The 26,341-nt window shown below is 63.3% G+C and carries 21 protein-coding genes; 15 read left to right on the forward strand and 6 right to left on the reverse strand.

All coding sequences use genetic code 11. The annotated features are described in order from the left end of the window. The 3 genes from VGL01_RS15325 to VGL01_RS15335 form a co-directional block, all read left to right on the forward strand. Positions 1–987, forward strand: a 987-nt coding sequence (locus VGL01_RS15325; RefSeq protein WP_331570737.1) for a methyl-accepting chemotaxis protein, incomplete at its 5' end; no start/stop codon positions are given. An 80-nt stretch (positions 988–1,067) separates the two neighbouring features. Next, the gene (dinB, locus tag VGL01_RS15330) at positions 1,068–2,252 is read left to right on the forward strand and encodes a DNA polymerase IV (RefSeq protein WP_414720275.1); all 1,185 of its coding nucleotides are present in this window, start codon (positions 1,068–1,070) and stop codon (positions 2,250–2,252) included. A 91-nt stretch (positions 2,253–2,343) separates the two neighbouring features. Beyond that, positions 2,344–3,630: an amidohydrolase family protein gene (locus VGL01_RS15335; RefSeq protein ID WP_331570739.1), complete on the forward strand. Its 1,287-nt coding sequence runs from the start codon at positions 2,344–2,346 to the stop codon at positions 3,628–3,630. An 85-nt stretch (positions 3,631–3,715) separates the two neighbouring features. Here VGL01_RS15335 and VGL01_RS15340 read toward each other — a convergent pair whose 3' ends face one another. The 4 genes from VGL01_RS15340 to fixL all read right to left on the reverse strand — a co-directional run bounded on the left by VGL01_RS15340 (position 3,716) and on the right by fixL (position 10,252). After that, a complete protein-coding gene (locus VGL01_RS15340; protein WP_331570741.1) occupies positions 3,716–5,854 on the reverse strand; it encodes a M3 family metallopeptidase in 2,139 nt (712 codons plus the stop codon). Between the two features lie 76 nt (positions 5,855–5,930). Further along, positions 5,931–6,800 carry a bifunctional methylenetetrahydrofolate dehydrogenase/methenyltetrahydrofolate cyclohydrolase FolD gene (folD, locus tag VGL01_RS15345; protein ID WP_331570743.1) on the reverse strand — a complete coding sequence of 290 codons (870 nt, stop codon included), beginning with the start codon at positions 6,798–6,800 and terminating at the stop codon, positions 5,931–5,933. Positions 6,801–7,103: 303 nt separating this feature from the next. After that, on the reverse strand, positions 7,104–7,742 hold the full coding sequence (gene fixJ, locus VGL01_RS15350; RefSeq protein ID WP_331570745.1) for an oxygen response regulator transcription factor FixJ: 639 nt from the start codon (positions 7,740–7,742) through the stop codon (positions 7,104–7,106). Beyond that, positions 7,739–10,252, reverse strand: coding sequence for an oxygen sensor histidine kinase FixL (gene fixL / locus VGL01_RS15355; protein WP_331570747.1), 2,514 nt, complete (start codon positions 10,250–10,252; stop codon positions 7,739–7,741). The genes fixJ and fixL overlap by 4 nt, the downstream gene beginning before the upstream one ends. A 266-nt stretch (positions 10,253–10,518) precedes the next feature. Here fixL and aceE point away from each other — a divergent pair, with 266 nt between their 5' ends. From aceE to lpdA, 3 genes are all read left to right on the forward strand, one after another. After that, the gene (aceE, locus tag VGL01_RS15360) at positions 10,519–13,215 is read left to right on the forward strand and encodes a pyruvate dehydrogenase (acetyl-transferring), homodimeric type (protein WP_331570749.1); all 2,697 of its coding nucleotides are present in this window, start codon (positions 10,519–10,521) and stop codon (positions 13,213–13,215) included. An 82-nt stretch (positions 13,216–13,297) separates the two neighbouring features. Beyond that, positions 13,298–14,959 (forward strand): dihydrolipoyllysine-residue acetyltransferase, encoded by a 1,662-nt coding sequence (gene aceF, locus VGL01_RS15365; protein ID WP_331570751.1) that lies wholly within the window; start codon positions 13,298–13,300, stop codon positions 14,957–14,959. Positions 14,960–14,988: 29 nt separating this feature from the next. Beyond that, positions 14,989–16,773, forward strand: coding sequence for a dihydrolipoyl dehydrogenase (lpdA, locus tag VGL01_RS15370; RefSeq protein ID WP_331570753.1), 1,785 nt, complete (start codon positions 14,989–14,991; stop codon positions 16,771–16,773). A 136-nt stretch (positions 16,774–16,909) separates the two neighbouring features. On the opposite strand, the gene VGL01_RS15375 is transcribed toward lpdA, so the two are convergent. Next, positions 16,910–17,491, reverse strand: coding sequence for a phasin family protein (locus VGL01_RS15375; RefSeq protein ID WP_173255417.1), 582 nt, complete (start codon positions 17,489–17,491; stop codon positions 16,910–16,912). Between the two features lie 686 nt (positions 17,492–18,177). Between VGL01_RS15375 and pbpG the strand changes: the two genes are divergently transcribed. Beyond that, a complete protein-coding gene (gene pbpG / locus VGL01_RS15380) occupies positions 18,178–19,335 on the forward strand; it encodes a D-alanyl-D-alanine endopeptidase (RefSeq protein WP_331570755.1) in 1,158 nt (385 codons plus the stop codon). A 125-nt stretch (positions 19,336–19,460) separates the two neighbouring features. Here the strand turns inward: pbpG and VGL01_RS15385 are convergent, their stop codons facing one another. Further along, entirely contained in the window at positions 19,461–20,267 is an 807-nt protein-coding gene (locus VGL01_RS15385) for an IclR family transcriptional regulator (protein ID WP_331570757.1), read from the reverse strand. 160 nt (positions 20,268–20,427) lie between these two features. On the opposite strand from VGL01_RS15385, the gene VGL01_RS15390 reads away from it, so the two are divergent. From VGL01_RS15390 to iscA, 8 genes are all read left to right on the forward strand, one after another. Then, positions 20,428–21,150, forward strand: coding sequence for a (Fe-S)-binding protein (locus tag VGL01_RS15390; protein WP_331570759.1), 723 nt, complete (start codon positions 20,428–20,430; stop codon positions 21,148–21,150). Positions 21,151–21,183: 33 nt separating this feature from the next. Continuing rightward, the gene (locus tag VGL01_RS15395) at positions 21,184–22,596 is read left to right on the forward strand and encodes a lactate utilization protein B (protein WP_331570761.1); all 1,413 of its coding nucleotides are present in this window, start codon (positions 21,184–21,186) and stop codon (positions 22,594–22,596) included. Between the two features lie 173 nt (positions 22,597–22,769). Continuing rightward, positions 22,770–23,009, forward strand: a complete 240-nt coding sequence (locus VGL01_RS15400; protein ID WP_331570762.1) for a hypothetical protein — start codon at positions 22,770–22,772, stop codon at positions 23,007–23,009. 87 nt (positions 23,010–23,096) lie between these two features. Continuing rightward, positions 23,097–23,588 carry a low molecular weight protein-tyrosine-phosphatase gene (locus VGL01_RS15405; protein ID WP_331570764.1) on the forward strand — a complete coding sequence of 164 codons (492 nt, stop codon included), beginning with the start codon at positions 23,097–23,099 and terminating at the stop codon, positions 23,586–23,588. 105 nt (positions 23,589–23,693) lie between these two features. Beyond that, entirely contained in the window at positions 23,694–24,224 is a 531-nt protein-coding gene (iscR, locus tag VGL01_RS15410; protein WP_173255424.1) for a Fe-S cluster assembly transcriptional regulator IscR, read from the forward strand. An 88-nt stretch (positions 24,225–24,312) separates the two neighbouring features. Then, positions 24,313–25,536 carry an IscS subfamily cysteine desulfurase gene (locus VGL01_RS15415; RefSeq protein ID WP_331570766.1) on the forward strand — a complete coding sequence of 408 codons (1,224 nt, stop codon included), beginning with the start codon at positions 24,313–24,315 and terminating at the stop codon, positions 25,534–25,536. Between the two features lie 30 nt (positions 25,537–25,566). Then, positions 25,567–25,992: a Fe-S cluster assembly scaffold IscU gene (gene iscU, locus VGL01_RS15420; RefSeq protein ID WP_331570768.1), complete on the forward strand. Its 426-nt coding sequence runs from the start codon at positions 25,567–25,569 to the stop codon at positions 25,990–25,992. Positions 25,993–25,998: 6 nt separating this feature from the next. Beyond that, complete coding sequence (gene iscA / locus VGL01_RS15425; protein WP_173255427.1) at positions 25,999–26,322, forward strand: iron-sulfur cluster assembly protein IscA; 324 nt, start codon at positions 25,999–26,001, stop codon at positions 26,320–26,322. Positions 26,323–26,341: the final 19 nt, after the last annotated feature.

Genomic DNA, 26,341 nt, shown 5'->3' on the forward strand with positions numbered 1-26,341 from the left:
AGCGCAGGTCTCGTGCTGATGGGCGTGCTCGCACTGGCCTCCGTGGTGGCCCGTTCGATCACAAGGCCACTGGGCGAGGCGGTCGCATTCGCACACAACGTGGCGAGCGGAGATTTGACGAGACGCGTGAACGCGGTGAGCTCGGATGAAACCGGCAATCTGCTTGCGGCACTCTCGCAAATGTGCGAAAGCCTCAAAGAGGTGGTGGGCAAAGTCCGCGCGGGCAGCGAGACGATCGCCACCGCCACTTCGCAGATCGCCTCGGGCAACCTCGACCTCTCTTCGCGCACGGAGCAGCAAGCGTCATCGTTGCAGCAGACGGCATCGAGCATGGAAGAACTGACCTCGACGGTGCAACTGAATGCGCAAAACGCGCAGCAGGCCAGCTCGCTTGCCACCAATGCATCCGAGGTGGCGCATAAGGGAAGCGACGTCGTGGGCCGCGTGGTGGAGACAATGTCGCAGATCAGCGAACGTTCGACGAAAATCGCCGACATCACCGGGATCATCGAAGGCATTGCGTTCCAGACCAACATCCTCGCGCTGAATGCGGCGGTCGAAGCAGCGCGGGCCGGCGAGCAGGGGCGCGGGTTCGCCGTCGTCGCAAGCGAGGTGCGTTCGCTCGCGCAACGCTCGTCGAGCGCGGCCAAGGAAATCAAGGACCTGATTACGGCTTCGGTACAAACGATCCAGGACGGCTCGGCGCTTGCCGGCGACGCGGGTCGAACGATGGCCGACGTCACGCAGGCGATCGCACGTGTCACCGACATCATGGGTGAGATCGCTGCCGCCTCGAACGAACAAAGCCGCGGCATCGAGCAAATCGGCGTGGCGATCACGCAGATGGACGAGGTGACGCAGCAAAACGCGGCACTCGTCGAAGAGGCCGCCGCCGCCTCGCAATCGCTCGACGAGCAGGGGGGGCAGCTGAGCCAGGCAGTAGCGTTCTTTCAGGTGGCGGGTAGGGTGGCTCGCGAGCCCGCTTGAACGCCTCCCGAAAGCCGCATTCCTCGCCGCGGTGACGTAGCGCCGCATCACCGGCGTGCGCGGTGCTTGAATTGCCTACTGTGGTTTTGTACAGTAGTGCCACTTTGAGCCCGCGCGATCCTTCCTTTTCCGATGCGCCGAGCGCACCGTCCGGTGTGCCGGCTCCGTTCGCCCGCAAAATCATCCATTGCGATTGCGACTGTTTCTACGCGTCGGTCGAAATGCGCGACGATCCCACCTTGCGTGGGCGCCCGCTCGCAGTGGGCGGCCGGCCCGAGCACCGAGGCGTCGTTGCCACCTGCAACTACGAAGCGCGGCGGTTCGGCATCCATTCGGCGATGTCGTCCGCGCTCGCCGTGCGCAAGTGCCCCGACTTGCTGATCCTGCCGCCCGCGATGGAAAAATACCGCATCGCCTCGCGCCAGATCATGGCGATCTACCGTGAATACACGGCCGATGTCGAGCCGCTCTCGCTCGACGAAGCCTACCTCGATGTCACCCATTCCCCCCATTGCAAGGGAAGCGCCACGTTGATGGCCGAGCAGATCCGCGAGCGCGTGCGAGCGACCGTGGGCGTGACCGTTTCGGCCGGTGTGGCACCGAACAAGTTCGTCGCCAAGATCGCATCGGATTGGAACAAGCCCGACGGCTTGTTCGTCGTGCGTCCGCATGAAGTCGACGCCTTCGTCGCCGCGTTGCCCGTGCGCAAGATTTTCGGGGTGGGGAAGGTGACCGCCGCCAAGCTCGAAAAGCTGGGCATCGTGACTTGCAACGATTTGCGAGCATGGCCGCTGGTCGACCTTCACCGCCGGTTCGGCGTCTTCGGCAAACGCCTTTACGAACTCTCGCGCGGCATCGATCATCGGACCGTGCAGGCGGATCAGGAAAGGAAATCGGTCAGCGTCGAGACGACGTACGTAACCGATCTGCGCACGCTCGACGAATGTGCGCGGGAACTGCGTCGTCTGGCGGAACAACTCGACGTGCGCATCGAACGCGTGGGTGCCGCGGCCGCGATTCGCAAGATGTTCGTCAAGATCCGGTTCGCGGACTTTCAACGGACGACTGTCGAGTGCGTCGCCGATGCGACGCACCTGCCCACGCTGCTCGTGCTGCTCGAAAAAGGCTTGGCGCGACGAGACCGCCCGGTGCGGCTGCTCGGCGTGGGTGTGCGTCTGGAGGAAGACGAAAGCCGCATGAACGGCCAGTTTCCGCTTTTCGAGGATGGGGCGACGCAAGAAGGCGAGCCCGCGGGCGAGGGTTAGAATCGATGGCACGCCGTTCGTCGGCGTGCCGCAGCGCGCGGTGCGCAGTGCCTGCTTCTACCTCATTCACTCATTACCCGAGGACTCGCCGATGGACCTCATCATTCGCCGCGCTACCTTGCCCTCGCATGTCGCGGGGCGTGATCGGCCCGTCGACATCGGCATCGTCGGCGAACGCATCCAGGCGGTCGAACCGGATCTCGGCGCATCGGCCCAGGAGGAGATCGATGCAGCCGGTGCGCTCGTGAGCCCGCCGTTCGTCGATGCGCATTTTCACCTCGATGCCGCGCTCTCATATGGGCTGCCCCGCGTGAACGAATCGGGGACCTTGCTCGAAGGCATCGCGCTATGGGGCGAGCTCAAGCCCGAGCTCACGCACGAGGCGATCATCGAGCGTGCGCTGCAGTATTGCGATTGGGCTGTTGCACGCGGCTTGCTGGCGATCCGCTCTCACGTGGATGTTTGCGATCCGCGGCTGCTCGCGGTTGAGGCGCTGCTCGAAGTGAAGCGCCGCGTCGCGCCGTATCTGGATCTCCAGCTCGTCGCTTTCCCGCAGGATGGCCTGCTGCGCAGTCCGGGCGCCTTCGACAACCTCCAGCGTGCGATTGCGATGGGCGTCGACGTGGTGGGCGGCATCCCGCATTTTGAACGGACGATGACGGACGGCGCGGAGTCGATTCGCATGCTGTGCGAATTCGCGGCGGACAAGGGCCTGCCCGTCGATATGCATTGCGACGAATCGGACGATCCGCTGTCGCGCCATATCGAAACGCTCTGCGCGCAAGCGCATCGGCTCGGGCTTGGCGGACGTGTGACCGGCTCGCATCTGACTTCGATGCATTCGATGGACAACTACTATGTCAGCAAGCTGCTGCCGCTGATGCGCGAATCCGGTGTGGCGGCGATTGCCAATCCACTCATCAACATTACGTTGCAAGGGCGCTCGGATACCTATCCGAAGCGGCGCGGCATGACGCGCGTACCGGAGATGCTGGCGGCCGGCATTCCGGTGGCGTTGGGCCACGATTGCGTGATGGACCCGTGGTACAGCCTGGGCTCGGGCGATATGCTCGAAGTCGCGCATATGGGGCTGCATGTGGCCCAGATGACAGGCCAAGCCGCGATGCGAGCCGCGTTCGATGCGGTCACGGTCAATGCAGCTCGTATCATCGGGCTCGATGGTTACGGTATCGCGCCGGGCTGTCGTGCCGATTGCGTCGTGCTCGACGCGCGCGATTCCGTAGAAGCGATTCGTCTGCGTGCCGCGCGGCTCGCCGTCATCAGGCGGGGAAAAGTGATCGCACGTTCTCCCGCGGCGCGGGCATCGCTCGCGATCGACGGCCGTCCGCGCGAAGTCGATTTCAGGCTCTATCGCTAAACAAACCGGGTGCGCACCGTGAGCGGCACAGGCGCGGCGTGCCGGCCGTGCCGCTCCCGGAGTGCTCCGTGAGTGCTCCCCGCGCCTACTGCGCGGGTGCCCCGGCCATGCCGTTGTGGCGCAACAGTGCGTCGATCGTCGGTGCGCGCCCGCGAAATGCCTTGAACGATTCCATCGCGGGCCGGCTGCCACCGACCTCGAGGATCTCCTGGCGATACCGCTCGCCCGTGCGTGCATCGAGCACGCTGCCATCCGCCAGCTTCGCTGCGTCCTCGAATGCCGCGTACGCGTCGGCCGAGAGGACTTCCGCCCACTTGTAGCTGTAATACCCGGCAGCATAGCCGCCGGCGAAGACGTGACTGAACGTATTCGGCCAACGCGAGAAAGACGCCTGCGGGATCACGTGGTAACGCTCGTTGATCTCGCGCGCGAGCTCGTTGGCGCTTCCGGCGCCTTCAGCATCGAAGTCGATATGCAGACGCATATCGAACATCGAGAAGACGATCTGCCGCATCGTCGCGAGCCCGCTCTGGAAGTTCTTGGCGGCGAACATCTTGTCGAAGAGCGCGCGCGGCAGCTTCGCGCCCGTATCCACATGGGAAGACATATCGGCCAGGACGTCCCATTCCCAGCAGAAGTTCTCCATGAACTGCGATGGCAGCTCGACCGCATCCCATTCGACGCCGTTGATACCCGACACCGCGAGCTCGTCCACGCGCGTCAGCATGTGGTGCAGACCGTGCCCGAACTCATGAAATAGCGTAATCACCTCGTCGTGCGTAAAGCAGGCCGGCTTGCCGCCGACCGGTGCCGAGAAGTTGCAGGTCAGATAGGCGACGGGCGTTTGCAGGCCGCCCTCGGCCTCGCTCTTGCGATGGCGCGAGCGCGCATCGTCCATCCACGCGCCGCCGCGCTTGCCTTCGCGCGCATACAAATCGAGATAGAACTGAGCGACGAGCGAACCGTCGCTGTTCTCCACGCGGAAAAAGCGTACGTCCGGATGCCAGCGCGCCGCTTCATCGGCGCGGATCCGTACGCCAAAGAGCGCCTCGGCGACCTTGAACAGCCCGCCCAGCACGGCCGGCTCCGGGAAGTACTGCTTGACTTCGTTCTCGGAGAACGCATAGCGCTTCTCACGCAGCCGTTCACCGGCGAAAGCGATGTCCCACGGCTCGAGCTGCGTCAAGCCCAGCTCAGCGGCGGCGAACTCGCGCAGTTCCTGCCAATCCTTTTCAGCGTAGGGCCGCGCGCGGTTGGCGAGATCGTCGAGGAACGCCACCACCTGTTCCGGCGAATCGGCCATCTTGGGTACGAGCGAGACTTCGGCGAAGTTGCGGTAGCCGAGCATGCGCGCTTCCTCGCGCCGCAGCTTCAAGAGTTCGGCGACGATCGCCGTGTTGTCCCACTCGGCTTTGCCTGCCCCGTAAGTACCGCCGAGCTCCGAGGCGCGCGTCACGTAGGCGCGATACATCGCTTCGCGCATCGGGCGATGTGTGGCGTACTGCATGACCGGAAAATACGAAGGAAAGTGCAGCGTAAACTTCCAGCCCTCGACACCCGCGCTCTCGGCCGCGTGGCGGGCCGCCTGGACGACGTCGTCGGGCATCCCGGCGAGCTCGGCGTCGGTCTTCGCGATATACGCGTACGCATTCGTGGCATCGAGCACGTGATCGGAAAACGCCTTGGCGAGCGCGGCCTGACGCTCCTGCAGTTCCATGAAGCGCGGCTTTTGATCTTCCGGCAGTTCGGCGCCCGACAAACGGAAATCGCGCAGCGCATTCTCGAGGATCTTCTTGCGCTCGCGGCTGAGTGCCGTAAAACCCTGGCTTGCGGCGATGGCTTTGTATTTTTCGAAAAGCTCGAGATTCTGGCCGACGCTCGACCAGAACTCGGTCACGCGCGGCAGGTTCTCGCCGTAGGCTGCGCGCAGCTCCGGCGTATCGGCCACGGCGTTCAAGTGACCGACGATGCCCCAGGCGCGCGAAAGCGGCTCGGTCGCCTGCTCGGTGGCCTCCACCACATCGGCCCACGTGGCCGGCGTATGCGGATCGAGCGCGTGGTCGATCGCCGCCTGCGCATCGGCAAGCAGCACGTCGAGCGCTGGCGTGACGTGTTCCGGACGGATTTCGCCGAAACGCGGCAAACCGGAGAAATCGAGCAGCGGATTGTCCTCACGCGAGCGCGTGCCGGAGGAGGCGGACGTATCGTGCGTGTTGTTGGCCATGGCGCTTCCTGTCTGTCGTTGATCGAATCCGGACATTGTCCAGCGGACCGGATAACCGTACTGGAGAACTCGTGTCCTAACGGGACTGCTCGCGATGCGAGGCGCAGCGTTCGGCCGCTTCGATCGTATTCACGAGCAGCATCGTGATCGTCATCGGCCCGACGCCGCCGGGCACCGGTGTAATGAACCCGGCCACCGCGCTGACCCCGGCGAAGTCGACGTCGCCGCAGAGCTTGCCGGCATCGTCGCGGTTCATGCCGACATCGATGACAGCGGCGCCGGGCTTGACCATATCGGCCGTGACGATGTTGCGCCGCCCCGTCGCGGCGACGATCACGTCCGCGCCGCGTGTATGCGCCGCCAGATCGCGGGTCTTGCTATGGCATATGGTGACCGTTGCACCGGCTTCAAGCAGGAGCAACGCCATGGGTTTGCCGACGATGTTCGAGCGGCCGATGACGACGGCGTTCGCGCCACGCAGATCGATGCCCGAGGCCTCGAACATCTTCATGATGCCGTAGGGTGTGCAAGGGCGGAAAAGCGGCTTGCCGGTCATCAGCGCACCGGCATTGGCGATGTGAAAACCGTCGACGTCTTTCTCCGGCGCGATCGCTTCGATGACTTTGTGGCTGTCGATGTGCGGCGGCAGCGGCAGTTGAACCAGGATGCCGTGAATCGACGGATCGCGGTTGAGCGCGTCGATGCGTTCGAGCAGCGCCGCTTCGCTCAGCGTGGCCGGATAGCGGTCGTACGAGGAGTGGATGCCGTTGTCCCGGCATGCCTTCACTTTGTTGCGGACGTAGACCTCGCTCGCCGGATTGTCGCCGACGAGCACGACCGCAAGACCCGGCTGGCAACCTTGTGCCGTCAACGCAGCGGCGCGTGCGGCGACGTCGCTGCGCAGGGTCTTCGAAAGGGCGATGCCGTCGATCAGTGTGGCTGTCATGGTGGTCGGTCGAGATTGAAAAAATGACGATGCGATACGCGAGGCGGCAGCCGCGGCGCGGACTTCGAAGCGAAGGGAAGAGGCGGCGCCGTAGGGCCGCGTTTGTCGCGCTGGGGCGGCGCTTATGCAACGGCGCGCAAAATGGGGATTATACCGCCGGGCCGAAAAGCGACGCGTACTAGATCAATAGCGACATCGATGCGCGGTGCGCTCGAGAGAACGCACCGCTGCGAGGTGCTGCCGTCACAAGACTGACTGATCCGTCCGGCTGGGCGCCCCGGTGGCGCCGCCGCCGGGAAGTGGTTATTGCTGCGGCTTGTTCGACAATGCGAGCCGCAGCAGATCGGCGACCGTATTGACGCTGAGCTTTTCCATGATGTTGGCGCGATGCGCCTCGACGGTCTTGATGCTGATGCCCAGATCGTCGGCGATCTGCTTGTTCAGACGCCCGGCGATGATGCGCTCGAGCACCTGATGTTCGCGGGCCGTCAGCTTCGAGAGCCGCTCGGCAGCCGCACGCTGTTGCTGCACGCTGGTGCTCTCGCTGCGGGCCTTGTCGAGCATGCGCTCGACGAGCTTGCGCAGTTCCGCCTCGTCGAACGGCTTTTCGATGAAATCCATCGCGCCTTTTTTCATCGTCGAGACGGCCATCGGCACGTCGCCGTGACCTGTCACGAAAATGATCGGCAGCGAGGCGTTTTCGGCGATAAGCCGCTCTTGCAACTCGAGGCCGCTCATGCCCGACATGCGCACATCGAGGATCAGGCAGGCGATCTGGCCGGCCTGATGTGCGGGCTGATAAGCCTCGAGGAATTGTTCAGCGCTCGAGAAGCACTGCACCCGATAGCCGTTCGCCTCGAGCAGCCAACGCAACGAATCGCGCACGGCCTCGTCGTCGTCGACGACAAAGACGGTTTCCTGACTGGTGACTGGGCTACTCATAGCTCTCCCGTAACGGTTTGTGGTCGAGGTGCCTCGGACCCGCCTTGGTTCGGATCGGCAGGTTCGCCGATCGGCAGACTACAGTGAAACGTCGCGCCTGTGATCTTTCCGTTGGTGTCGACGTTGTTCACAACCCACAGGCGGCCGCGATGCGATTCGATAATCGAACGGCATATATTGAGCCCCATGCCCATGCCATCCGATTTGGTGCTGTAAAACGGTTCGAACAGCCGTTCGATGGCGGCTTCGTCCACACCCGGTCCCTGATCGACGACGCTGATGCAGGCGAAACCGGCATCGAGCTTGACGATGACGCGGATCACGGCGTCGGTGGCGTTCGGATGGGCCTCGTACATGGCCTCCGCGGCGTTCTTGAGCAGGTTGACGAGCACTTGCTCGATGAGCACCGGGTCGACATAGATGACAGGTAGACGCGAGCGAATCTCGGTCAGGATCCGGATGCGGCGCTTGCGCGCTTCGATCTCGGCCAGGCCGACCGCATCGGCGACGATATCCGACACGCGCGCCGCCTGCCGCTTGGGCTCGCTGCGTTTCACGAACTCGCGAATACGCTTGATGATCATGCCTGCGCGCACCGCTTGCTGAGCCGTTTTTTCGAGCACGGGCAACAGCGTATCGGACTGCGTACGGCCCGCTTTGACGAGCGCGACCGTGCCCGAGCAGTAGTTGTTGATCGCCGCGAGCGGCTGGTTGAGCTCGTGCGCGAGCGACGAGGCCATTTCGCCCATCGTCATGAGCCGGCTCGTGAAGTGAAGCTTTTCTTCCTGCTGGCGCGCGAGTTCCTGCGCCTGCTTGCGCGTCGTGATGTCGGTCGCGATTTGCATCTGCGCGAGATGGCCGTCGACCCACTGAATGTACTGGCGCCGGACCTCGAACCACTTCTGAATGCTCTGCACGTAGACTTCCTGCGCGTCGGCCGTGCTCTCGGTGAGCGCGGCGGCCGGCAATCCCGCATAGGTATCGATCATGTCGATCGAATCGGAAGACGCTTGGGTGCTGTCGAAGCCGCCGCCCGCGAGCTCGAGATGGCCGTCGGGCCGGATGCCGAACAGGTGCCGGTAATAGCGGTTCGCGAAAAGCAGCTCGGCTTCGTCGGCCGCGAGCACCGAGACGGCCGCGTCGAGGCTCTCGAGTACCGTGGTGAACCGCTCGTGCGCTGCGGCGAGTTCCTCTCTTGCGCGCTTGGGCTCCGTGATGTCGGTCATCGAAGACATCCAGCCCGTTTGCCGGCCGGAACTGTCGATGAGCGGCGAGACATAAAGGCGTGCGTGAAAGATCGAGCCGTCCTTGCGGCGCACCCGCAATTCGAAACCCGAGGACGGCGCCTTGCCGCGCAGCGTCATGTCGAGCTGGCGCTGCATTTCAGGGTAGGCGTCGCGCGGCCAATAGGGGAAGGGCGCCGTTTTGCCGACGAGGTCGCTTTCGTCCCAGCCCGTCATCCGGCAAAACGCCGGGTTCACGTGAGTAATGCGTCCGTGCATGTCGAGCACGCGCATGCCGATCAACACGGAGTTTTCCATCGCCCGGCGAAAGAACGCCTCGGCATACAGTGCCTGCTGCGCCTCGAAACGCTGGCGCGTATGCTTCCAAAGACTCCACAAACTCCAGAGCACGAAGCACGACAAGCCGGCCACGAGCCATACGAGCGTGTTGTTGGTGAAGTTCGTCAGCTGCGGGAACGCGTAGACCCGGACCGTCAGCCCCTGGCCCGGCGGATCGAGCGGCAGGTCGTAGAACAGATCGCGCGGCAGGCGCGGACGCGTCGACGTGGTCGCGAGCTCGCGGTTGTTCGCATCGAGCAGCGAGATCTTGTACTTCGCCGAGAGCTCGGGCGGGATATCGTGCTTGAGCACGCCTTCGATCGAAAAGACGGCGGCAATGGCGCCCAGGAATTCACGGTCGCGGTAGATCGGCGTTTGCAGCGTCAGGTAGCCGTTGCCGAGGTCATCGTAGATGAGCGGCGAGTAGATCTGGCGCCGCGTGGCGCGCGCTTCTCCGAATCCGGCCGTGACGGCGACATCCATCTGCGCGTCGGTGAGCCGCGCGAAACGCTGGCCGGCGAGCGGCAACGGCGTGTCGGGCCAGCGGGGCTGCTTCTGGCTCGTATACCAGTTGACGTAGAGAATTTCGGGATGCGCTTGCACGATGTCGGTCATCGACATCTGGAACGAGTGCTGGTCCGCGTGTCCGGCCGCGAGATCGCGCGCGAGCGCCTGCAGCTGTTCCTGGGCTCCGGTCATCGAGAGCCGGATTTGCTGCTGCGCCCAGGCGACATTGCGGTACAACGTATCTTCTTGCTGCTGCTGTTCCCTGCGGTTCAGACTCCACAGGATGAGGCTCATGACGACGAGGAACACCAGGATCGACAGGAGCGGCGTCAGCAAATAGGAATTCGACCACCACGGTCCGTGGTGCCAGCGGGACGGCGTCGAGTCCGCCCGGGCACCGGACGGCCGCGCCGAGCGTGCGAAAAGCCGATCGGTCAACATGGCTCGAATTGTAGCGCAGCGCCGCCTCGCCAATTGGCGTAAAACAGGGAGAAACCCGAGGCGATTCGGACGATTGGCCGCTTTGGGTCCCGTCTTGGGCAGATTCCCGGTGCGTCGCAACAATATTCCGCATTATGAGAAATGATCTCGTAATTTGAAAAATTGATTGCGCATGAGGGGCCAGCCTCTTTACAATCGCCGACAATTGCCGCGGCCGTACCCGGCCTGCGTATGTCCAAAGAGCATTCCCTATCCAGGAGACGAGAATGTCCGCTGTGCCCGACGAAGTCATGAAGTATGTCGCCGCCGATAAAGACGACGATCCCCAGGAAACAGGCGAATGGCTCGAAGCGCTCGAGGGCGTGATCTCCGCCGTCGGCCCTGACCGCGCGCACTACCTCATCGAAAAGCAGATCGAATTCGCGCGCGTGCATGGCGAACATCTGCCGTTTTCGGCGAACACCCCCTACATCAACACGATTCCCGTTGCCAGCCAGGCGAAAATCCCGGGCGACCAGGATATCGAACATCGCATCCGCTCGTACACGCGCTGGAACGCCATTGCCATGGTGCTGCGCGCCGGCAAGGACACGAACGTCGGGGGCCATATCGCCTCGTTCGCCTCGGCCGCGACGCTTTACGATGTGGGCTTCAATCATTTTTGGCACGCACCGTCGGACAAGCACGGCGGCGACCTCGTCTTCGTACAGGGCCACTCATCGCCCGGTATCTACTCGCGCGCATTCCTGCTCGGCCGTCTCACGGAGAAACAGCTCGATAACTTCCGTCAGGAAGTGGGCGGCGAGGGCATTTCCTCGTATCCGCACCCGTGGCTGATGCCCGACTTCTGGCAATTCCCGACGGTGTCGATGGGCCTCGGTCCGATCATGGCGATCTATCAGGCGCGCTTCATGAAGTATCTGCACGCGCGCGGCGTTGCCAATACGGATGGCCGCAAGGTCTGGGCGTTCCTGGGCGACGGCGAGACGGACGAGCCGGAATCGCTGGGCGCCATCGGCATGGCCGGCCGGGAGCGGCTCGAGAATCTGGTCTTCGTCATCAACTGCAACCTGCAGCGTCTCGACGGTCCGGTACGCGGCAACGGCAAGATCATTCAAGAGCTCGAATCCGAGTTCCGCGGCGCCGGCTGGAATGTCATCAAGGTCGTCTGGGGCAGCCGCTGGGATGCGCTGTTCGCACGCGACAGGACGGGCGCGCTGATGCGCCGCATGATGGAAGTCGTCGACGGCGAATATCAGACGTACAAGTCTGAATCGGGCGCGTTCGTGCGCGAGCACTTCTTCAATACGCCCGAGTTGAAGGCGCTCGTCGCGGATTGGTCGGACGAGGACATCTGGAACCTCAATCGCGGCGGACACGACCCGCACAAGATTTACGCGGCGTTCCACGCGGCCTCGAACACGAAGGGCCAGCCGACGGTCATCCTCGCGAAGACGATCAAGGGCTATGGCATGGGCGAAGCCGGCCAGGCCATGAACATCACCCACCAGCAAAAGAAAATGCAGGTGGAGCAGCTCAAGGGGTTCCGCGACCAGTTCCGCCTGCCGATCTCGGACGAAGAGATCGGCAATGTCCCGTACCTCACGTTCGAGGAAGGCTCGAAGGAACTCGAATACATGCGTGCGCGACGGCAGGAGCTCGGCGGTTATCTGCCGACGCGCCGCGAGAAAGCGCAACCGCTGCCGGTGCCGGAGCTGTCGGTATTCGAGCCGCTGCTCAAGGGCACGGGTGAAGGGCGCGAGATTTCGACGACGATGGCGTTCGTGCGGATTCTCAACATCCTCTTGAAGGACAAGGCGCTCGGCAAGCGCATCGTGCCGATCGTGCCGGATGAGTCGCGCACCTTCGGCATGGAGGGTCTGTTCCGCCAGATCGGCATCTGGAATCAGGACGGGCAGAAGTACGTGCCCGAAGACTCCGACCAGCTCATGTTCTACAAGGAATCGGAGACGGGCCAGATTCTGCAGGAAGGCATCAACGAAGCCGGCGGGATGTGCGACTGGATCGCGGCCGCGACGTCGTACTCGACGCACGGCGAGATCATGGTGCCGTTCTACATCTTCTATTCGATGTTCGGCCTGCAGCGCATCGGCGACCTCGTCTGGGCCGCGGGCGACATGCGCTCGCGCGGCTTCCTGCTCGGCGGCACCGCCGGCCGCACGACGCTGAACGGCGAAGGCCTCCAGCACGAAGACGGCCATTCGCTGTTGTGGGCATCGTCGGTGCCCAATTGCGTGACCTACGATCCGACGTTCGGTTACGAACTCGCCGTGATCATGCAAGACGGTCTGCGCCGCATGATGCAGGAACAGGAAGACGTCTTCTACTACATCACGGTGATGAACGAGAACTACGAGCACCCGGCCCTGCCGCAGGGCGAGCACGTAGCGGAAGACATCATCAAGGGCCTGTACTCGTTGAAAAAGAGCGACGCGCCGGCCAAGGCACCGCGCGTGCAACTGATGGGCGCGGGCACGATCCTCAATGAAGTCATCGCCGCTGCCGATCTGCTCAAGAACGACTGGGGCGTCGCGGCCGATCTCTGGAGTGCGCCGAGCTTCACCGAGCTGGCCCGCGAGGGACAGGCCGCGTCGCGCTGGAACCTGCTGCATCCGAACGAGCCGCGCAAGCTTTCGCACGTCGAGACGCTGCTCAAGGACGCACCGGGCCCCGTCGTTGCGTCGACCGATTACGTGCGGGCGCTGGCCGAACAGATCCGCGCCTACGTGCCGCAGCGCTATGTCGTGCTCGGCACGGACGGCTTCGGCCGCTCGGATACGCGCGAAAAGCTCCGTCACTTCTTCGAAGTCGATCGCTACTGGGTCACCGTCGCGGCGCTCAACGCGCTTGCGGATGAAGGTACGATCGAGCGCAAGGTCGTAGCCGACGCGCTTGCCAAGTACCAGCTCGACCCGAACAAACCCAACCCGATGACCGTTTAAGGCATTGCCTTCGCGAGCGCCCCAAGCCCGCCTGCCGCGCCAATGCGGCGGGCAGGCTCGCGAGCCCTGGAGACACCAACAAATGAGTGAAGCGATCGAAGTCAAGGTGCCGGACATCGGCGATTTCAAGGACATCCCCGTCATCGATATCCTGGTGAAGCCGGGCGATGCCGTCGAGAAGGAGCAGTCTCTCATCACGCTCGAATCGGATAAGGCGACGATGGACGTGCCGAGCCCCGCGGCGGGCACGGTGAAGGAGATCAAGGTGAAACAAGGCGATCCCGTGTCCGAAGGCACGTTGATCGTCGTGCTCGAAGGCGGGGGCGCTCCGGCCGCCGCCAAACCCGCCCAGGGCAACGGTGCAGCGGCGCCTGCCGCGGCACCGGCCGCGCCTGCTCGAGCTGCCGCGCCCGCGGCGGCAGGCGGCCAGCAGGAAGTCAAGGTTCCCGATATCGGCGATTACAAAGACGTGCCGGTCATCGAGATCGCCGTCAAGGTGGGGGACCGCGTCGAGAAGGAGCAGTCTCTCATCACGCTCGAGTCGGACAAGGCGACGATGGATGTGCCGAGCCCGGCCGCCGGCGTGGTGAAGGCGATCAACGTCAAAGTCGGCGATACGGTATCCGAGGGCGTTGTGATCCTCATGCTCGAATCGGAGAGCGGCGCCGCTGCGGCGGCACCGGCCGCGCAGCCGGCCGCGCCTGAGCCAAAGAACGTCGAGCCGCTCGATTCGCCGCGTCCCGCGGGCCCGCAAAGCGTGCCGGCGCACCCGTCGGCACTCGCGCAGGCGCCGTCGATCCCGGCCGGCGAGGGCGGTTCGCGCCAGCCGAGTCATGCATCCCCGTCGGTGCGCAAGTTCGCGCGCGAACTCGGCGTGGATGTGGCGCAGGTGCGCGGCAGCGGACCGAAAGGGCGCATTACGCAGGACGACGTCACGGCTTTCGTGAAGGGCGTCATGACAGGGCAGCGCGCCCCCGCGGGCGCCGCGGCACCTGCCGCGGGCGGCGGCGAACTCGGCTTGTTGCCGTGGCCGAAGATCGACTTCACGAAGTTCGGCCCGATCGAGGCGAAGCCGCTTTCGCGCATCAAGAAGATCTCGGGCGCGAACCTGCATCGCAACTGGGTGATGATCCCGCACGTCACGAACAACGACGAAGCCGACATCACCGAGCTCGAGGCGCTGCGCGTCACGCTGAACAAGGAAAACGAAAAGGCCGGCGTCAAGATCACGATGCTCGCGTTCGTCATCAAGGCCGTCGTTTCGGCGCTGAGGAAGTTCCCGACGTTCAATGCGAGCCTCGACGGCGACAACCTGGTCTTCAAGCAGTACTACCACGTCGGCTTTGCCGCGGACACGCCGAACGGCCTCGTCGTTCCTGTCATTCGCGACGCCGACAAGAAGGGCTTGATCGAGATCGCCAAGGAAATGGCGGAGCTTTCCAAGCTTGCGCGTGAAGGCAAACTCAAGCCGGACCAGATGCAAGGCGGGTGCTTCTCGATCTCGTCGCTGGGCGGCATCGGCGGCACGCACTTCACGCCGATCATCAACGCCCCCGAGGTGGCCATTCTCGGCCTGTCGCGCGGTGCGATGAAGCCCGTATGGGACGGCAAGCAATTCGTGCCGCGCCTGACGCTGCCTGTTTCGCTGTCGTATGACCATCGCGTCATCGACGGCGCCGAAGCGGCGCGCTTCAACGCCTATCTTTGCGCGCTGCTCGCCGATTTCCGGCGCGTGATTCTGTGACTGTCGACGCTAACAAGAAGGGGACGTGAATGAGTCTCGTCGAAGTAAAAGTGCCGGATATCGGCGACTTCAAGGACGTCGATGTCATCGAGGTCAACATCAAGCCGGGCGATGTCATCGAAAAGGAGCAATCGCTATTGACGCTGGAGTCGGACAAGGCGTCGATGGAAGTGCCGAGCGATACGGCCGGCACCGTCAAGGAAGTGCGGATCAAGGCGGGCGATAAGGTTTCGCAAGGCACGGTCATCGCGCTCGTCGAAGCGCAAGAGGGGGCGGCCGCGAAGCCGGCCGCGGCGGCCGGTGCGCCGGCGGCTGCATCGGCACCCGCAGCCGCACCCGCACCTGCACCCGCGAAAGCGGCCTCCGCGGCTGCACCGCAGGCCGCCAGCTATGGCGGCGGTGCCGACATCGAGTGCGATATGCTCGTGCTCGGCGCGGGCCCTGGCGGCTATTCCGCCGCGTTCCGCAGCGCCGATCTCGGCATGAAGACGGTGCTCGTCGAGCGCTATTCGACGCTCGGCGGCGTCTGCCTGAACGTCGGTTGCATTCCGTCGAAGGCGCTGCTGCATACGGCGCTCATCACCGACGAGGTGGCCGCGCTCGCGGCGCACGGGATCACGTTCGGTGCGCCGCAGATCGACCTCGACAAGCTGCGCGGATTCAAATCGGGTGTCGTCAAGAAATTGACCACGGGCCTGGCCGGCATGGCGAAGGCGCGTAAGGTCGAGGTCGTCACCGGCGTCGGCACGTTTGCCGATCCGCATCATATGGAAGTGCAGACCGAGGGCGGCAAGAAGGTCGTCAAGTTCAAGCAGGCCATCATCGCGGCGGGCTCGCAGGCGGTGATGCTGCCATTCATGCCCGAGGATCCGCGTGTCGTGGACTCGACCGGCGCGCTCGAGCTGCGCCAGATTCCCCAGCGCATGCTTGTCATCGGTGGCGGCATCATCGGTCTGGAAATGGCGACGGTCTATGCCACGCTCGGCGCGAAGATCGATGTCGTCGAAATGCTCGATGGCCTCATGATGGGCGCCGACCGCGATCTCGTGAAAGTCTGGGAGAAGTACAGCGGCAAGCACTTCGCCAACATGATGCTGAAGACGAAGACGACGGCTGCCGAGGCCAAGCCCGACGGCATCTACGTGAAGTTCGAAGGGGAGAAGGCGCCGGCCGAACCGCAGCGTTACGATCTCGTGCTCGTGGCGGTCGGCCGCAGTCCCAACGGCAAGAAGATCGGTGCCGAGAAAGCCGGTATTGCCGTCACCGACCGAGGCTTCATCGACGTCGACAAGCAGATGCGTACGAACGTGCCGCACATCTTTGCGATCGGCGACATCGTCGGGCAGCCCATGCTTGCGCACAAGGCCGTGCATGAGGGACACGTTGCGGCCGAGGCCGCGCACGGCGAGAAGGCATACTTCGACGCGATCCAGATTCCGTCGGTGGCTTATACCGATCCGGAAGTGGCTTGGGCGGGCAAGACCGAAGACCAGTGCAAGGCCGAGGGCATCAAATACGGCAAGGCCGTGTTCCCCTGGGCCGCTTCGGGGCGCGCCATTGCGAACGGCCGCGACGAGGGCTTCACGAAGCTGATCTTCGACGAGGCGACGCATCGCGTGATCGGCGGGGGTATCGTCGGCCTCAACGCGGGCGACCTCATCAGTGAGGTTTGCCTTGCGATCGAGATGGGCGCCGATGCGACCGATATCGGGCGGACGATTCATCCGCACCCGACGCTTGGCGAATCGATCGGGATGGCCGCCGAGCTCTACGAGGGTGTCTGCACCGACTTGCCGCCGCAAAAGAAGAAGTAATGGACGAAAGCGTTCGGCACCCGAGGGGGCCGAACGCTCGATGTCCGCTGGCATGTGAGCCGGGCGCTGAAAACAAAAACGGCGCGCTCCTTTCGGGAGCGCGCCGTTTCGTTACTGCTGCTACGGGTGAGAAAGCTTAGGCAGCCGTCTTCTTCGTAGCGGCGGCACGCGAAGCTTGCGAGGCGGCTTGCTGAGCGGCCTTCGTCGCAGCCGTGGCGGCGGCGTTGAAGTTGCTCTCGGCGATTTCGACGGCTTGCTTCGTTGCCTTGTGGACCGTTTCGTAGGTCGTGTTGGCGGCCGTGATGGCCGACTTCATGACCGCAACAGCCGTTTCGGAACCAGCCGGCGCGTTCTTGGCGACGTTGTCGACGAGCGCCTGCACCTTGCGGTTCTGCTCTTCGTACTGGGCTTCCGCCACGCGGGCGAACTCAGCTTGCGTGGCCGAGGCGATTTCATACAGGTGGCGGCCATACGACAGCACCTTCTCGGCCACCGGCTGCGCCAGCGAGGCTTGCAGCGCGAGCAGTTCTTGCGCGTCCTTCACCGACAGGGCGCGTTGCGCGTTTTCCTGGCTTTCCGCGAGCGTCGACTTCACGACCTGCAGGTTCAGTTCGACCAGTTTCTCCACACCTTCGAACGCCTTGTTCGTCAAGCCGAAAAGGGCTTCGAAATTGGCTTTCTGTGCTGCGGCGAATTGCTCGGGGGTCAACAGAGTCATGTTTAATGCTCCTGAAAAACGACCCGTCTCTCGCGGATCGCGTAGGTTAATGGCACGGCTTCGGAATGTGTCGCGTCGTATGCTCAACGCGTATTGTGCGTCGCAACATCAGAGCCTATTTTAGGCTTGCGCGCTCAAATGTCAAGTGCAATTTGGTGCAATGCACAATGTAAAGGATTTCGCACCGAAACAACGGCTTAGCGCGGGCGAGGGTCGGCCACGTGCAGCGCCCGGGTACGGGGATTGCTGCGGCGCGCCCGCATGGCGCGTTGCCATGACGGCGGCATGGCAAAATTCACAAAAAGGGTGTCAACGCACCGCTCCTCGCGCGCGTTATGTGATCTTCTCGACGGTCAGCAGCGGTGTGTGCGGCGCAAAGCCGTGCGGAGAAAGGGTGCGAACCTTTTGCCTGCCACTTCGGTCCCATACACGTTTCGTCGCTCGAATGCCGGTGTTTTCCCGACCATTCGCTTAAGTTTGCATGAGGCGCGCCGATATGTGGGTATGGCCCTACTGGTCGGCGCCGACTTGTCGCAATATACAAGCATCGATGCCGTTGGCCGTGCAGCTAGCTACAAATTGCTTCAAAGACCGACGATAAGTGCTTCTGATTGCTAATTTTTAGTAGCTTTACTACACTTGCCGTCAACGCTTCGTCTCTCGCCACCTCCGTATCAAGAACACCAATGAAAACCGCACTGTTTTCGTCGCTCAAAGTGAGGCACGGCGTGGCGCTTACGAGAGTCGTCTCGGTCACCGCAACCCTCCTTGCCGCCGCCATTTTCGCGGCTCCTATCGACGCGCTCGCAGCGTCGGGTTCGACCGATGCGGCTTCGTCCAAGCCCGCAGCCACCAAAACACATTCATCGAAAAAAGCCGTCAAGCAATCCGTCCGAACGGAGAAGGCGGCCGCAGCGCCCGACGAGCGCTCGCGTAAAAAGCGCGTGTCGTACACGCTGCGCACGCGTGGCCGTCATGGCGCAATGCACAGGATTGCGTTCGAGCCGCGCTCGCCCGTGGCCGGTCAGCCGTTCGGGCTGCAGGAAGGCCCCGAGGGCCTCGCGTTGCGTTCGAATGTCGCTTATGTCATCGATCAAAACACGTCAGAAGCGCTTTTCGACAAGAATTCGCATTCCGTCGTACCGATCGCCTCGATCACGAAGCTGATGACGGCCATGGTGGTGCTCGATGCCAACCTGCCGCTGACGGATCTGCTCGAAGTGACCGACGAAGATCGCGATCTCGAAAAACACACGGGCTCGCGTCTTTCCGTCGGCTCGGTGCTTTCGCGTGAAGATATGCTGCACATTGCGCTGATGGCATCGGAAAACCGGGCAGCCGCGGCGCTCTCGCGCTATTTCCCGGGCGGACGTCCGGCGTTTATCGCCGCGATGAATGCAAAGGCCAAGGCGCTCGGCATGGCCGATACCCACTTCGAGAATCCGACGGGTCTGACGAGCCGCAATGTCTCGACGGCGCGCGATCTCGTGAAGATGGTCGATGCCGCGTATCAGTATCCGCTCATTCGGAAGTTCTCGACCGACCGCAGCTACACCGTCGATACGGGCAGGCGCGAGATTGCTTATAACAGTACGAACGCGCTCGTGCGTAGCGCGAAGTCGAACTGGGAGATCGGTCTGCAGAAAACCGGCTTCATCAATGAGGCGGGTGAATGCCTCGTCATGCAGGCGACGATCCAGGGCCGGCCCATCATCATGGTGTTGCTCGATTCGGCCGGCAAGTACTCGCGGTTTGCCGATGCGGCGCGCCTGCGCACGTGGCTCGATAACGGCGGCGGCGAGCAGCGTATTACGAGCGCCGACACGGGCGGACACGGCACCTGAGCGCCGGTTGCTCCTGTAGAGACAAAGCATAAAGCCCCGCATTCGCGGGGCTTTGTGTTTGAGGCGGTGCGGCGGGGTGGCGCTTTGGCGGCTTGCGCGTTCGCTCCTGCGTTCGCCCCCTTTCCTCAGGCTGTTTTCGCCTTGGCGTTTTCGGTCGCTGCTTCCGGGCGATAACCGAGGGCTTCGGAAATGACGAGCGCCGTGCGGCTCAGGTGGACGAGCCAGGCGTCCTGGAGCCGGTCTGCCGGTGCCGACAGCGACAGGCCCGCGACGAGCTTGCCCGTATCGTCATGGATCCCGGCGGCGATGCAGCGTACGCCGAGTTCGAGCTCCTCGTTGTCGCGCGCGCACGCTTGCTGGCGAACCTGCATGAGTTCGCGCTCGAGCCGGGCCAGATCGGTGATGCTGTTTTGGGTATGGCCCGACAGGCCGGTGCGCGTGGCATAGGCGCGCACGCGCGCAGCCTCGTCAACGGCGAGAAAAAGCTTGCCGACCGAAGTCAGGTGCAATGGAGCGCGCCCGCCGATCGCCCGGACCACTTGCATGCCCGAGCGCTCCGAATACGCACGTTCGATATAGACGATCTCGTCTCCCTGCCGGACGGACAGATTGACGGTCTGTCCCGTGAGGCGGTGCAATTCCCGCATCGGCATCAGCGCCGCATCGCGCACCGACAGCCTCGCCTTGACCAGATTGCCGAGTTCGAGCAGCCGCATGCCCAGCCGGTAGGTGCCCGGGTCCGAGCGATCGACGAGCCGGCACGTGACCATATCGTTGAGAATGCGGTGTGCCGTGGACGGGTGGAGCTCCGTCCGGATCGCCAGCTCCTTGAGGCTGACCGGATCGCTATGCGCGGCCAGGGCGTCGAGCAGCCGCATCATTCGTTCGATCACCTGGATCGATGTCTTGGAGTCCTGATTCGTATCGCTCATCGTGGATCGATTGACGCAAAGCAAAAAAACATTGTATCTCGTATTGTGAAAAAAGCGAACGGCGTTTGAATATTGCTTGAACTCTGCGTTCCGGCTCGATTCGTGTTGCCGACGCCGGCAAACGACGCATAATGACAGGCGTTTTTCCAACGGAGCCGCCATGCGAGTCGGATTGTTCGTCACCTGTCTCGTCGATCTCATGCGCCCGGAGATCGGGTTTGCCGCAATCAAGCTCATCGAGCGTGCAGGGTTCGAAGTCGTCGTGCCGCCCGCGCAGACTTGCTGCGGGCAACCCGCCTACAACTCGGGCGAGCGGGGCATCGCGCGCGATCTCGCCGAAAAGGCGCTGCGCGAGTTCGAGCAATTCGATTACGTCGTCGTTCCGTCCGGTTCGTGCGGCGGCATGATCGGCGTGCATTACGCCGATCTCTTTCGCGACGATCCGGAGCTCATGGGCCGCTACGAGCGGATGCGGGCAAAGGTTTTCGAGCTGACCGATTTCCTCGTGAATGTGGCGAAGATCGAGTTGCCGAGGGCCGAATCCGCCGGACCGGTCACTTATCACGACTCCTGTGCCGGGCTGCGCGAGCTTGGCGTGAAGCAGCAGCCGCGCGCGTTGCTCGCCATGCGGGGCGTGGCGGTGACGGAAATGCCAGGGTGCGAGCACTGCTGCGGTTTCGGCGGCACTTTCGCGGTCAAATACGGCAACATCTCGACGGCGATCGTCGACGAAAAGTGCGAGAACATCCGCGCGAGCGGCGCCGCGACCGTCGTACTCGGGGACCTCGGCTGCATGCTGAACATCGAGGGCAGGCTTCGCCGCACGGGCGATGCGACGACGCGCGTGCTGCATATTGCCCAGGTGCTCGCCGCGGATCTCTGACAGGGCTTTTTTCTTCGTTACGTCGGGCCGACCATGCAAGTCCAATCGATGCATTTCAAGGCGCGCGCCAAGGAAAATCTGGCAAATCCGCGATTGCAGCACAACCTGACCAAGCTCTCGACGAAGTTCGTGAGCGCGCGTGCGCAGGCCATGCAGGCGATCGACTTCCCGGCAACGCGCGCGGCGCTGAAGGCACGCCGCGATCGTGCGCTGGAGAATCTCGACGTCTGGCTCGAAACGTTCGAGCGCGAAGCGACCCGGCGCGGCGTCACCGTGCTGTTCGCCGAAACGACGCGCGATGCGGCGCAACTCGTCGGGGAGATCGCGCGCAAGCATGACGTCAAGAAGGTCATCAAGACGAAGTCGATGGTCTCCGAGGAGATGCGTCTGAATGCCGTACTGGCGGAGATGGGCGTGCAGTCCGTGGAGACCGATCTCGGCGAGTACATCCTGCAGATCAACGACAACGAGCCGCCGAGCCACATCATCGCGCCCGTCGTCCATAAGGACAAAGAAGAAATCGCCGATCTGTTCGCCAAGACCCACGGTCGGGCGCGTCTCACCGAAATTCCCGCCATGACGCGCGAAGCTCGCGAGGTGCTGCGTCCCCAGTTTCTTTCCGCCGACATGGGCGTGACGGGCGGCAACTTCGTGATTGCCGAGACGGGCTCCGTCGCGATCGTGACGAACGAGGGCAATGAAGGGATGTGTACCGTCATGCCGCGCGTGCACGTGGCGGTGACCGGCATCGAAAAAGTGTTGCCGACGCTGGAGGATCTGGCTGTTGCGATGCGCCTCTTGCCGCGCTCGGCGACGGGGCAAACGGTCTCGAACTATTTTTCGCTGCTGACCGGGCCGCGCGGCGAGGGCGATGGCGACGGGCCGGAGCACATGTACGTCGTGCTCGTCGATGGCGGACGCACGGGCCTCATCGGCGGAGCGTTCCAGGAAATGCTGCGCTGCATCCGCTGCGGAGCCTGCATGAATCATTGCCCCGTGTATCAGAAAGTCGGCGGCCATGCGTATGGATGGGTCTACCCGGGACCAATGGGCTCGGTACTCACGCCGAGCTACGTCGGGCTCGACAAGGCGCTCGATCTGCCGCAGGCGGCGACGCTGTGCGGGGAGTGCAACAGTGTCTGTCCGGTGGGGATTCCGATCTCGGACCTGCTGCGCAAGTTGCGCGAGAAGCAGACCGAGCGTCATCTCCGGCCGGTGACCGAGCGCGCGGCGCTGGCCGTCTGGGGATTCGTCGCCTCGCGTCCCGCGCTTTATGCGCTCGTCGCGAAACTGATGGTGCGCGTGCTCGAGCGCATGGGCGGCGAGCGCCGCGCGATCACCCGGCTGCCGTTCGGCCAGGGATGGACTGCCACGCGCGACATGCCGGCGCCGGTCGGGCGCACGTTTCGCGAGCTCTATGCCGCGCAGCGCAGTCATCGCGACTAATCGGCGCGAAGAGCAACGCGAATATCGATGCTGCCGATGCGGCGCATTGTTTGCGCTGGCGTAACGCTGAATTCGCTATTCCCATCTTTGTCTCGATAGGCGGCGTCTATAAAATACGTCTCACAGAATGCGGGCATGCGAGGGCGCATGTCCGTTGCGAAACGAGGCGCACTATGAAAACGAAAATATCCGTCTATTGGCCCCTGGCCGTCGTTCTGATGCTTGCCGCGATGGCAGCGATGCAGGGTTATGGCGAGCGCCGGCAACACAGTTCGCATGCGCCGCTGGCGGCGGCGCAACTCAGCGCCGAGCTGGCGCGCGCAGTCTCGTACGGGCTCGTCGGTACGCAGCCGGTGCGCGCGTCCTCGAGCGTTTCGGCGGCCAGGGACACCGAGCCGTCGCAAGCGCTGTAACGCTCCCGGTCCTATAATGCCGGGTCGGCAGCGGTGGCCGGCAGCCGACCTGGATCCATGTGCCAACCCGGACGCGCCGGGTGCTTTATGAAACCCGTTGCCATTTGCTTCGTTTGCCTGGGAAACATCTGTCGATCGCCGACGGCTGAAGCCGTCATGCGCGCGCAAGTCGAAGCCGCGGGCCTCACGGAATGGATCACCGTCGATTCTGCGGGCACGGGCGACTGGCATGTCGGCGAGGCGCCCGATCATCGGGCGCAGACGGCCGCAAGCCGGCGCGGGTTCGACTTGTCGGGACTACGAGCCCGGCAGATCGCCGCGCCCGATTTCGAGCGATTCGATCTGGTGCTTGCGATGGACGCCGCGAATCTCGCCCATTTGCGGCAGTTGTGTCCGCCTGCGCTGCGCTCGCGCGTCCGACTTCTGATGGAGTTCGGCAGCCAGCCGGCGGTGAACGAGGTCGCGGACCCGTACTTCGGTGGGGGCGAGGGGTTCGAACTCGTGCTCGATCAATGCGAGGATGCCTGCCGCGGCTTGCTCGCGCGCCTGCGTCCCGGGCTGGCCGGTGAGACGGCTTGATTTGATCGTGCACCCATAACCGCCCCGGAAGGAGGGATACTTGACTAAAATCCTCATGTATTTATACTTGACCAAAATCGTCGAGAATCCGGTCCCCCCGCAATCATGAGACTCACCACCAAAGGCCGTTTCGCCGTCACGGCGATGATCGACCTGGCCTTGCGCCAGGATCAAGGTCCCGTGACGCTTGCCGGCATCAGCCAGCGCCAGCGCATTTCGCTGTCCTATCTGGAACAACTGTTCGGCAAGCTGCGCCGCCACGAGATCGTGGAGTCGGTGCGCGGGCCGGGCGGTGGATACAACCTCGCGCGCCGCGCGCAGGAAGTCACTGTCGCCGACATCATCATTGCCGTCGACGAACCGCTCGATGCCACGCAATGCGGCGGCAAGGGTTCGTGCGAGGGGACGAAGCAAAACGACGGCCACTGTATGACGCATGAGCTCTGGTCCACGCTGAACCAGAAGATGGTGGAGTATCTCGATTCGGTCTCGCTGCAAGACCTGGTCGATCAGCAGCGCTCGCGCGAAGGCGCGTCCACGGTGCTCCACGATCGGCGCAGCGAGCCGGCGGCGCCCGAGGCACCGCGTCTGGCGCCCAAAGGACCGAACTCGGTATTCAATATCGCGAGTTCGTGAACGAATGCTGCGCGCGCCGGCATATGAAAGCGGATGCCATGGCCGAGCGGGCGCCTGACCCAAAACAACGATTTCCCCGGAGCGATTGATGAGTAACCCGAGCCCCCACCTGCCCATCTATATGGACTACAGCGCGACGACGCCCGTCGACCCGCGCGTGGTGGACAAGATGATTCCCTATTTGCGGGAGCAATTCGGCAATCCGGCTTCGCGCAGCCATGCTTATGGCTGGGAAGCGGAGCGTGCCGTGGAAGAGGCGCGCGAGCAGGTTGCGGCGCTCGTGAAGGCGGATCCGCGCGAAATCATCTGGACGTCGGGTGCGACCGAATCGGACAACCTGGCCATCAAGGGCGCTGCGCACTTCTACAAGAGTCGCGGCAAGCACATCGTGACGGTCAAGACCGAGCACAAGGCGGTACTCGATACCTGCCGCGAACTCGAGCGCGAAGGGTTCGATGTCACCTATCTCGATGTCAAGAGCGACGGCCTCATCGATCTCGATGTTTTCAAGGCGGCGCTGCGGCCGGACACGATCGTCGTGTCGGTCATGTACGTGAACAACGAGATCGGTGTTATTCAGGACATCGAAGCGATCGGCGAAATCTGCCGTGAAAAGAACATCATTTTTCATGTCGATGGCGCGCAGGCCACGGGCAAGGTGGAGATCGATTTGGGCCGGCTCAAGGTCGACCTGATGTCGTTCTCGGCTCACAAGACCTATGGCCCGAAGGGTATCGGTGCGCTCTACGTGCGCCGCAAGCCGCGCGTGCGGATCGAAGCGCAAATGCATGGCGGCGGCCACGAGCGCGGTATGCGCTCGGGTACGCTGCCGACGCATCAGATCGTCGGCATGGGCGAGGCTTTTCGCCTCGCGCGCGAGGAAATGGCCACGGAAAACGAACGCGTGCGGATGTTGCGCGACCGCTTGCTGCGCGGGTTGTCGGAGATCGAAGAGGTCTACGTCAACGGCGACATGGAGCGCCGGATTCCGCACAACCTGAATTTGAGCTTCAACTTTGTCGAGGGCGAATCGTTGATCATGGCCATCAAGGATGTGGCCGTGTCGTCCGGTTCGGCCTGTACGTCGGCGTCGCTGGAGCCTTCCTACGTGCTTCGCGCGCTGGGTCGTAACGACGAACTCGCGCACAGCTCTATCCGGTTTACGGTCGGCCGGTTCACGACCGAGCAGGACGTCGATTATGTCATCGACTTGCTCAAGAGCAAGATCGCCAAGCTGCGCGACCTTTCCCCGCTGTGGGAAATGCACCAGGACGGCATCGATCTTTCCACGATCAAGTGGGCCGCGCACTAAACGAATCAGGCGAATCAAGGAGTTTTGACCATGTCTTACAGCAACAAAGTATTGGATCACTACGAGAACCCCCGCAACGTCGGCTCGTTCGCCAAGGACGACGACGCAGTGGGCACCGGCATGGTCGGCGCGCCGGCCTGCGGCGACGTCATGAAGCTGCAGATCCGCGTCGGCGCCGACGGTCTGATCGAGGATGCCAAGTTCAAGACCTACGGTTGCGGTTCCGCCATCGCGTCGAGCTCGCTCGTGACCGAGTGGGTGAAAGGCAAGACGCTCGACGAGGCGCTCTCGATCAAGAATACGCAGATCGCCGAGGAGCTCGCGCTGCCGCCGGTCAAGATCCACTGCTCGATTCTGGCGGAGGACGCGATCAAGGCCGCGGTCGCCGACTACAAGCAACGCCACACCGGCGCTGCTGGCGAGGCCGCGCAGGAAGTGAAACAGCAAGTTGCTTAACGTGCCATGGCAATTACATTGACGGACAAGGCAGCGCAGCAGGTGCAGAAGTACCTGACACGGCGCGGCAAGGGCATCGGATTGCGGCTGGGCGTGCGTACGACCGGCTGCTCGGGTCTCGCCTACAAGCTCGAGTACGTCGATGAACTCGAGCCCGAGGATCAAGTGTTCGAATCGAACGGCGTGAAGGTCATCGTCGATCCGAAGAGCCTCGCGTATATCGACGGCACGCAGCTCGATTTTGCGCGTGAGGGATTGAACGAGGGCTTCAAGTTCAACAATCCGAACGTCAAGGACGAGTGCGGCTGCGGCGAATCGTTCCGCGTCTGACGCTGCAATCGGCGGGCAA

Origin of the sequence: Trinickia sp., from assembly GCF_036503415.1 — a bacterium.
Classification (GTDB): domain Bacteria; phylum Pseudomonadota; class Gammaproteobacteria; order Burkholderiales; family Burkholderiaceae; genus Trinickia.

What these genes read in the sequence shown, in the direction of transcription:
- VGL01_RS15335 (WP_331570739.1), top strand. Translation starts at nt 2,344, where the DNA reads ATGGACCTCATCATTCGCCGCGCTACCTTGCCCTCGCATGTCGCGGGG.
- VGL01_RS15340 (WP_331570741.1), bottom strand. Translation starts at nt 5,854, where the DNA reads ATGGCCAACAACACGCACGATACGTCCGCCTCCTCCGGCACGCGCTCG.
- folD (WP_331570743.1), bottom strand. Translation starts at nt 6,800, where the DNA reads ATGACAGCCACACTGATCGACGGCATCGCCCTTTCGAAGACCCTGCGC.
- fixJ (WP_331570745.1), bottom strand. Translation starts at nt 7,742, where the DNA reads ATGAGTAGCCCAGTCACCAGTCAGGAAACCGTCTTTGTCGTCGACGAC.
- fixL (WP_331570747.1), bottom strand. Translation starts at nt 10,252, where the DNA reads ATGTTGACCGATCGGCTTTTCGCACGCTCGGCGCGGCCGTCCGGTGCC.
- aceE (WP_331570749.1), top strand. Translation starts at nt 10,519, where the DNA reads ATGTCCGCTGTGCCCGACGAAGTCATGAAGTATGTCGCCGCCGATAAA.
- aceF (WP_331570751.1), top strand. Translation starts at nt 13,298, where the DNA reads ATGAGTGAAGCGATCGAAGTCAAGGTGCCGGACATCGGCGATTTCAAG.
- lpdA (WP_331570753.1), top strand. Translation starts at nt 14,989, where the DNA reads ATGAGTCTCGTCGAAGTAAAAGTGCCGGATATCGGCGACTTCAAGGAC.
- VGL01_RS15375 (WP_173255417.1), bottom strand. Translation starts at nt 17,491, where the DNA reads ATGACTCTGTTGACCCCCGAGCAATTCGCCGCAGCACAGAAAGCCAAT.
- pbpG (WP_331570755.1), top strand. Translation starts at nt 18,178, where the DNA reads ATGAAAACCGCACTGTTTTCGTCGCTCAAAGTGAGGCACGGCGTGGCG.
- VGL01_RS15385 (WP_331570757.1), bottom strand. Translation starts at nt 20,267, where the DNA reads ATGAGCGATACGAATCAGGACTCCAAGACATCGATCCAGGTGATCGAA.
- VGL01_RS15390 (WP_331570759.1), top strand. Translation starts at nt 20,428, where the DNA reads ATGCGAGTCGGATTGTTCGTCACCTGTCTCGTCGATCTCATGCGCCCG.
- VGL01_RS15395 (WP_331570761.1), top strand. Translation starts at nt 21,184, where the DNA reads ATGCAAGTCCAATCGATGCATTTCAAGGCGCGCGCCAAGGAAAATCTG.
- VGL01_RS15400 (WP_331570762.1), top strand. Translation starts at nt 22,770, where the DNA reads ATGAAAACGAAAATATCCGTCTATTGGCCCCTGGCCGTCGTTCTGATG.
- VGL01_RS15405 (WP_331570764.1), top strand. Translation starts at nt 23,097, where the DNA reads ATGAAACCCGTTGCCATTTGCTTCGTTTGCCTGGGAAACATCTGTCGA.
- iscR (WP_173255424.1), top strand. Translation starts at nt 23,694, where the DNA reads ATGAGACTCACCACCAAAGGCCGTTTCGCCGTCACGGCGATGATCGAC.
- VGL01_RS15415 (WP_331570766.1), top strand. Translation starts at nt 24,313, where the DNA reads ATGAGTAACCCGAGCCCCCACCTGCCCATCTATATGGACTACAGCGCG.
- iscU (WP_331570768.1), top strand. Translation starts at nt 25,567, where the DNA reads ATGTCTTACAGCAACAAAGTATTGGATCACTACGAGAACCCCCGCAAC.
- iscA (WP_173255427.1), top strand. Translation starts at nt 25,999, where the DNA reads ATGGCAATTACATTGACGGACAAGGCAGCGCAGCAGGTGCAGAAGTAC.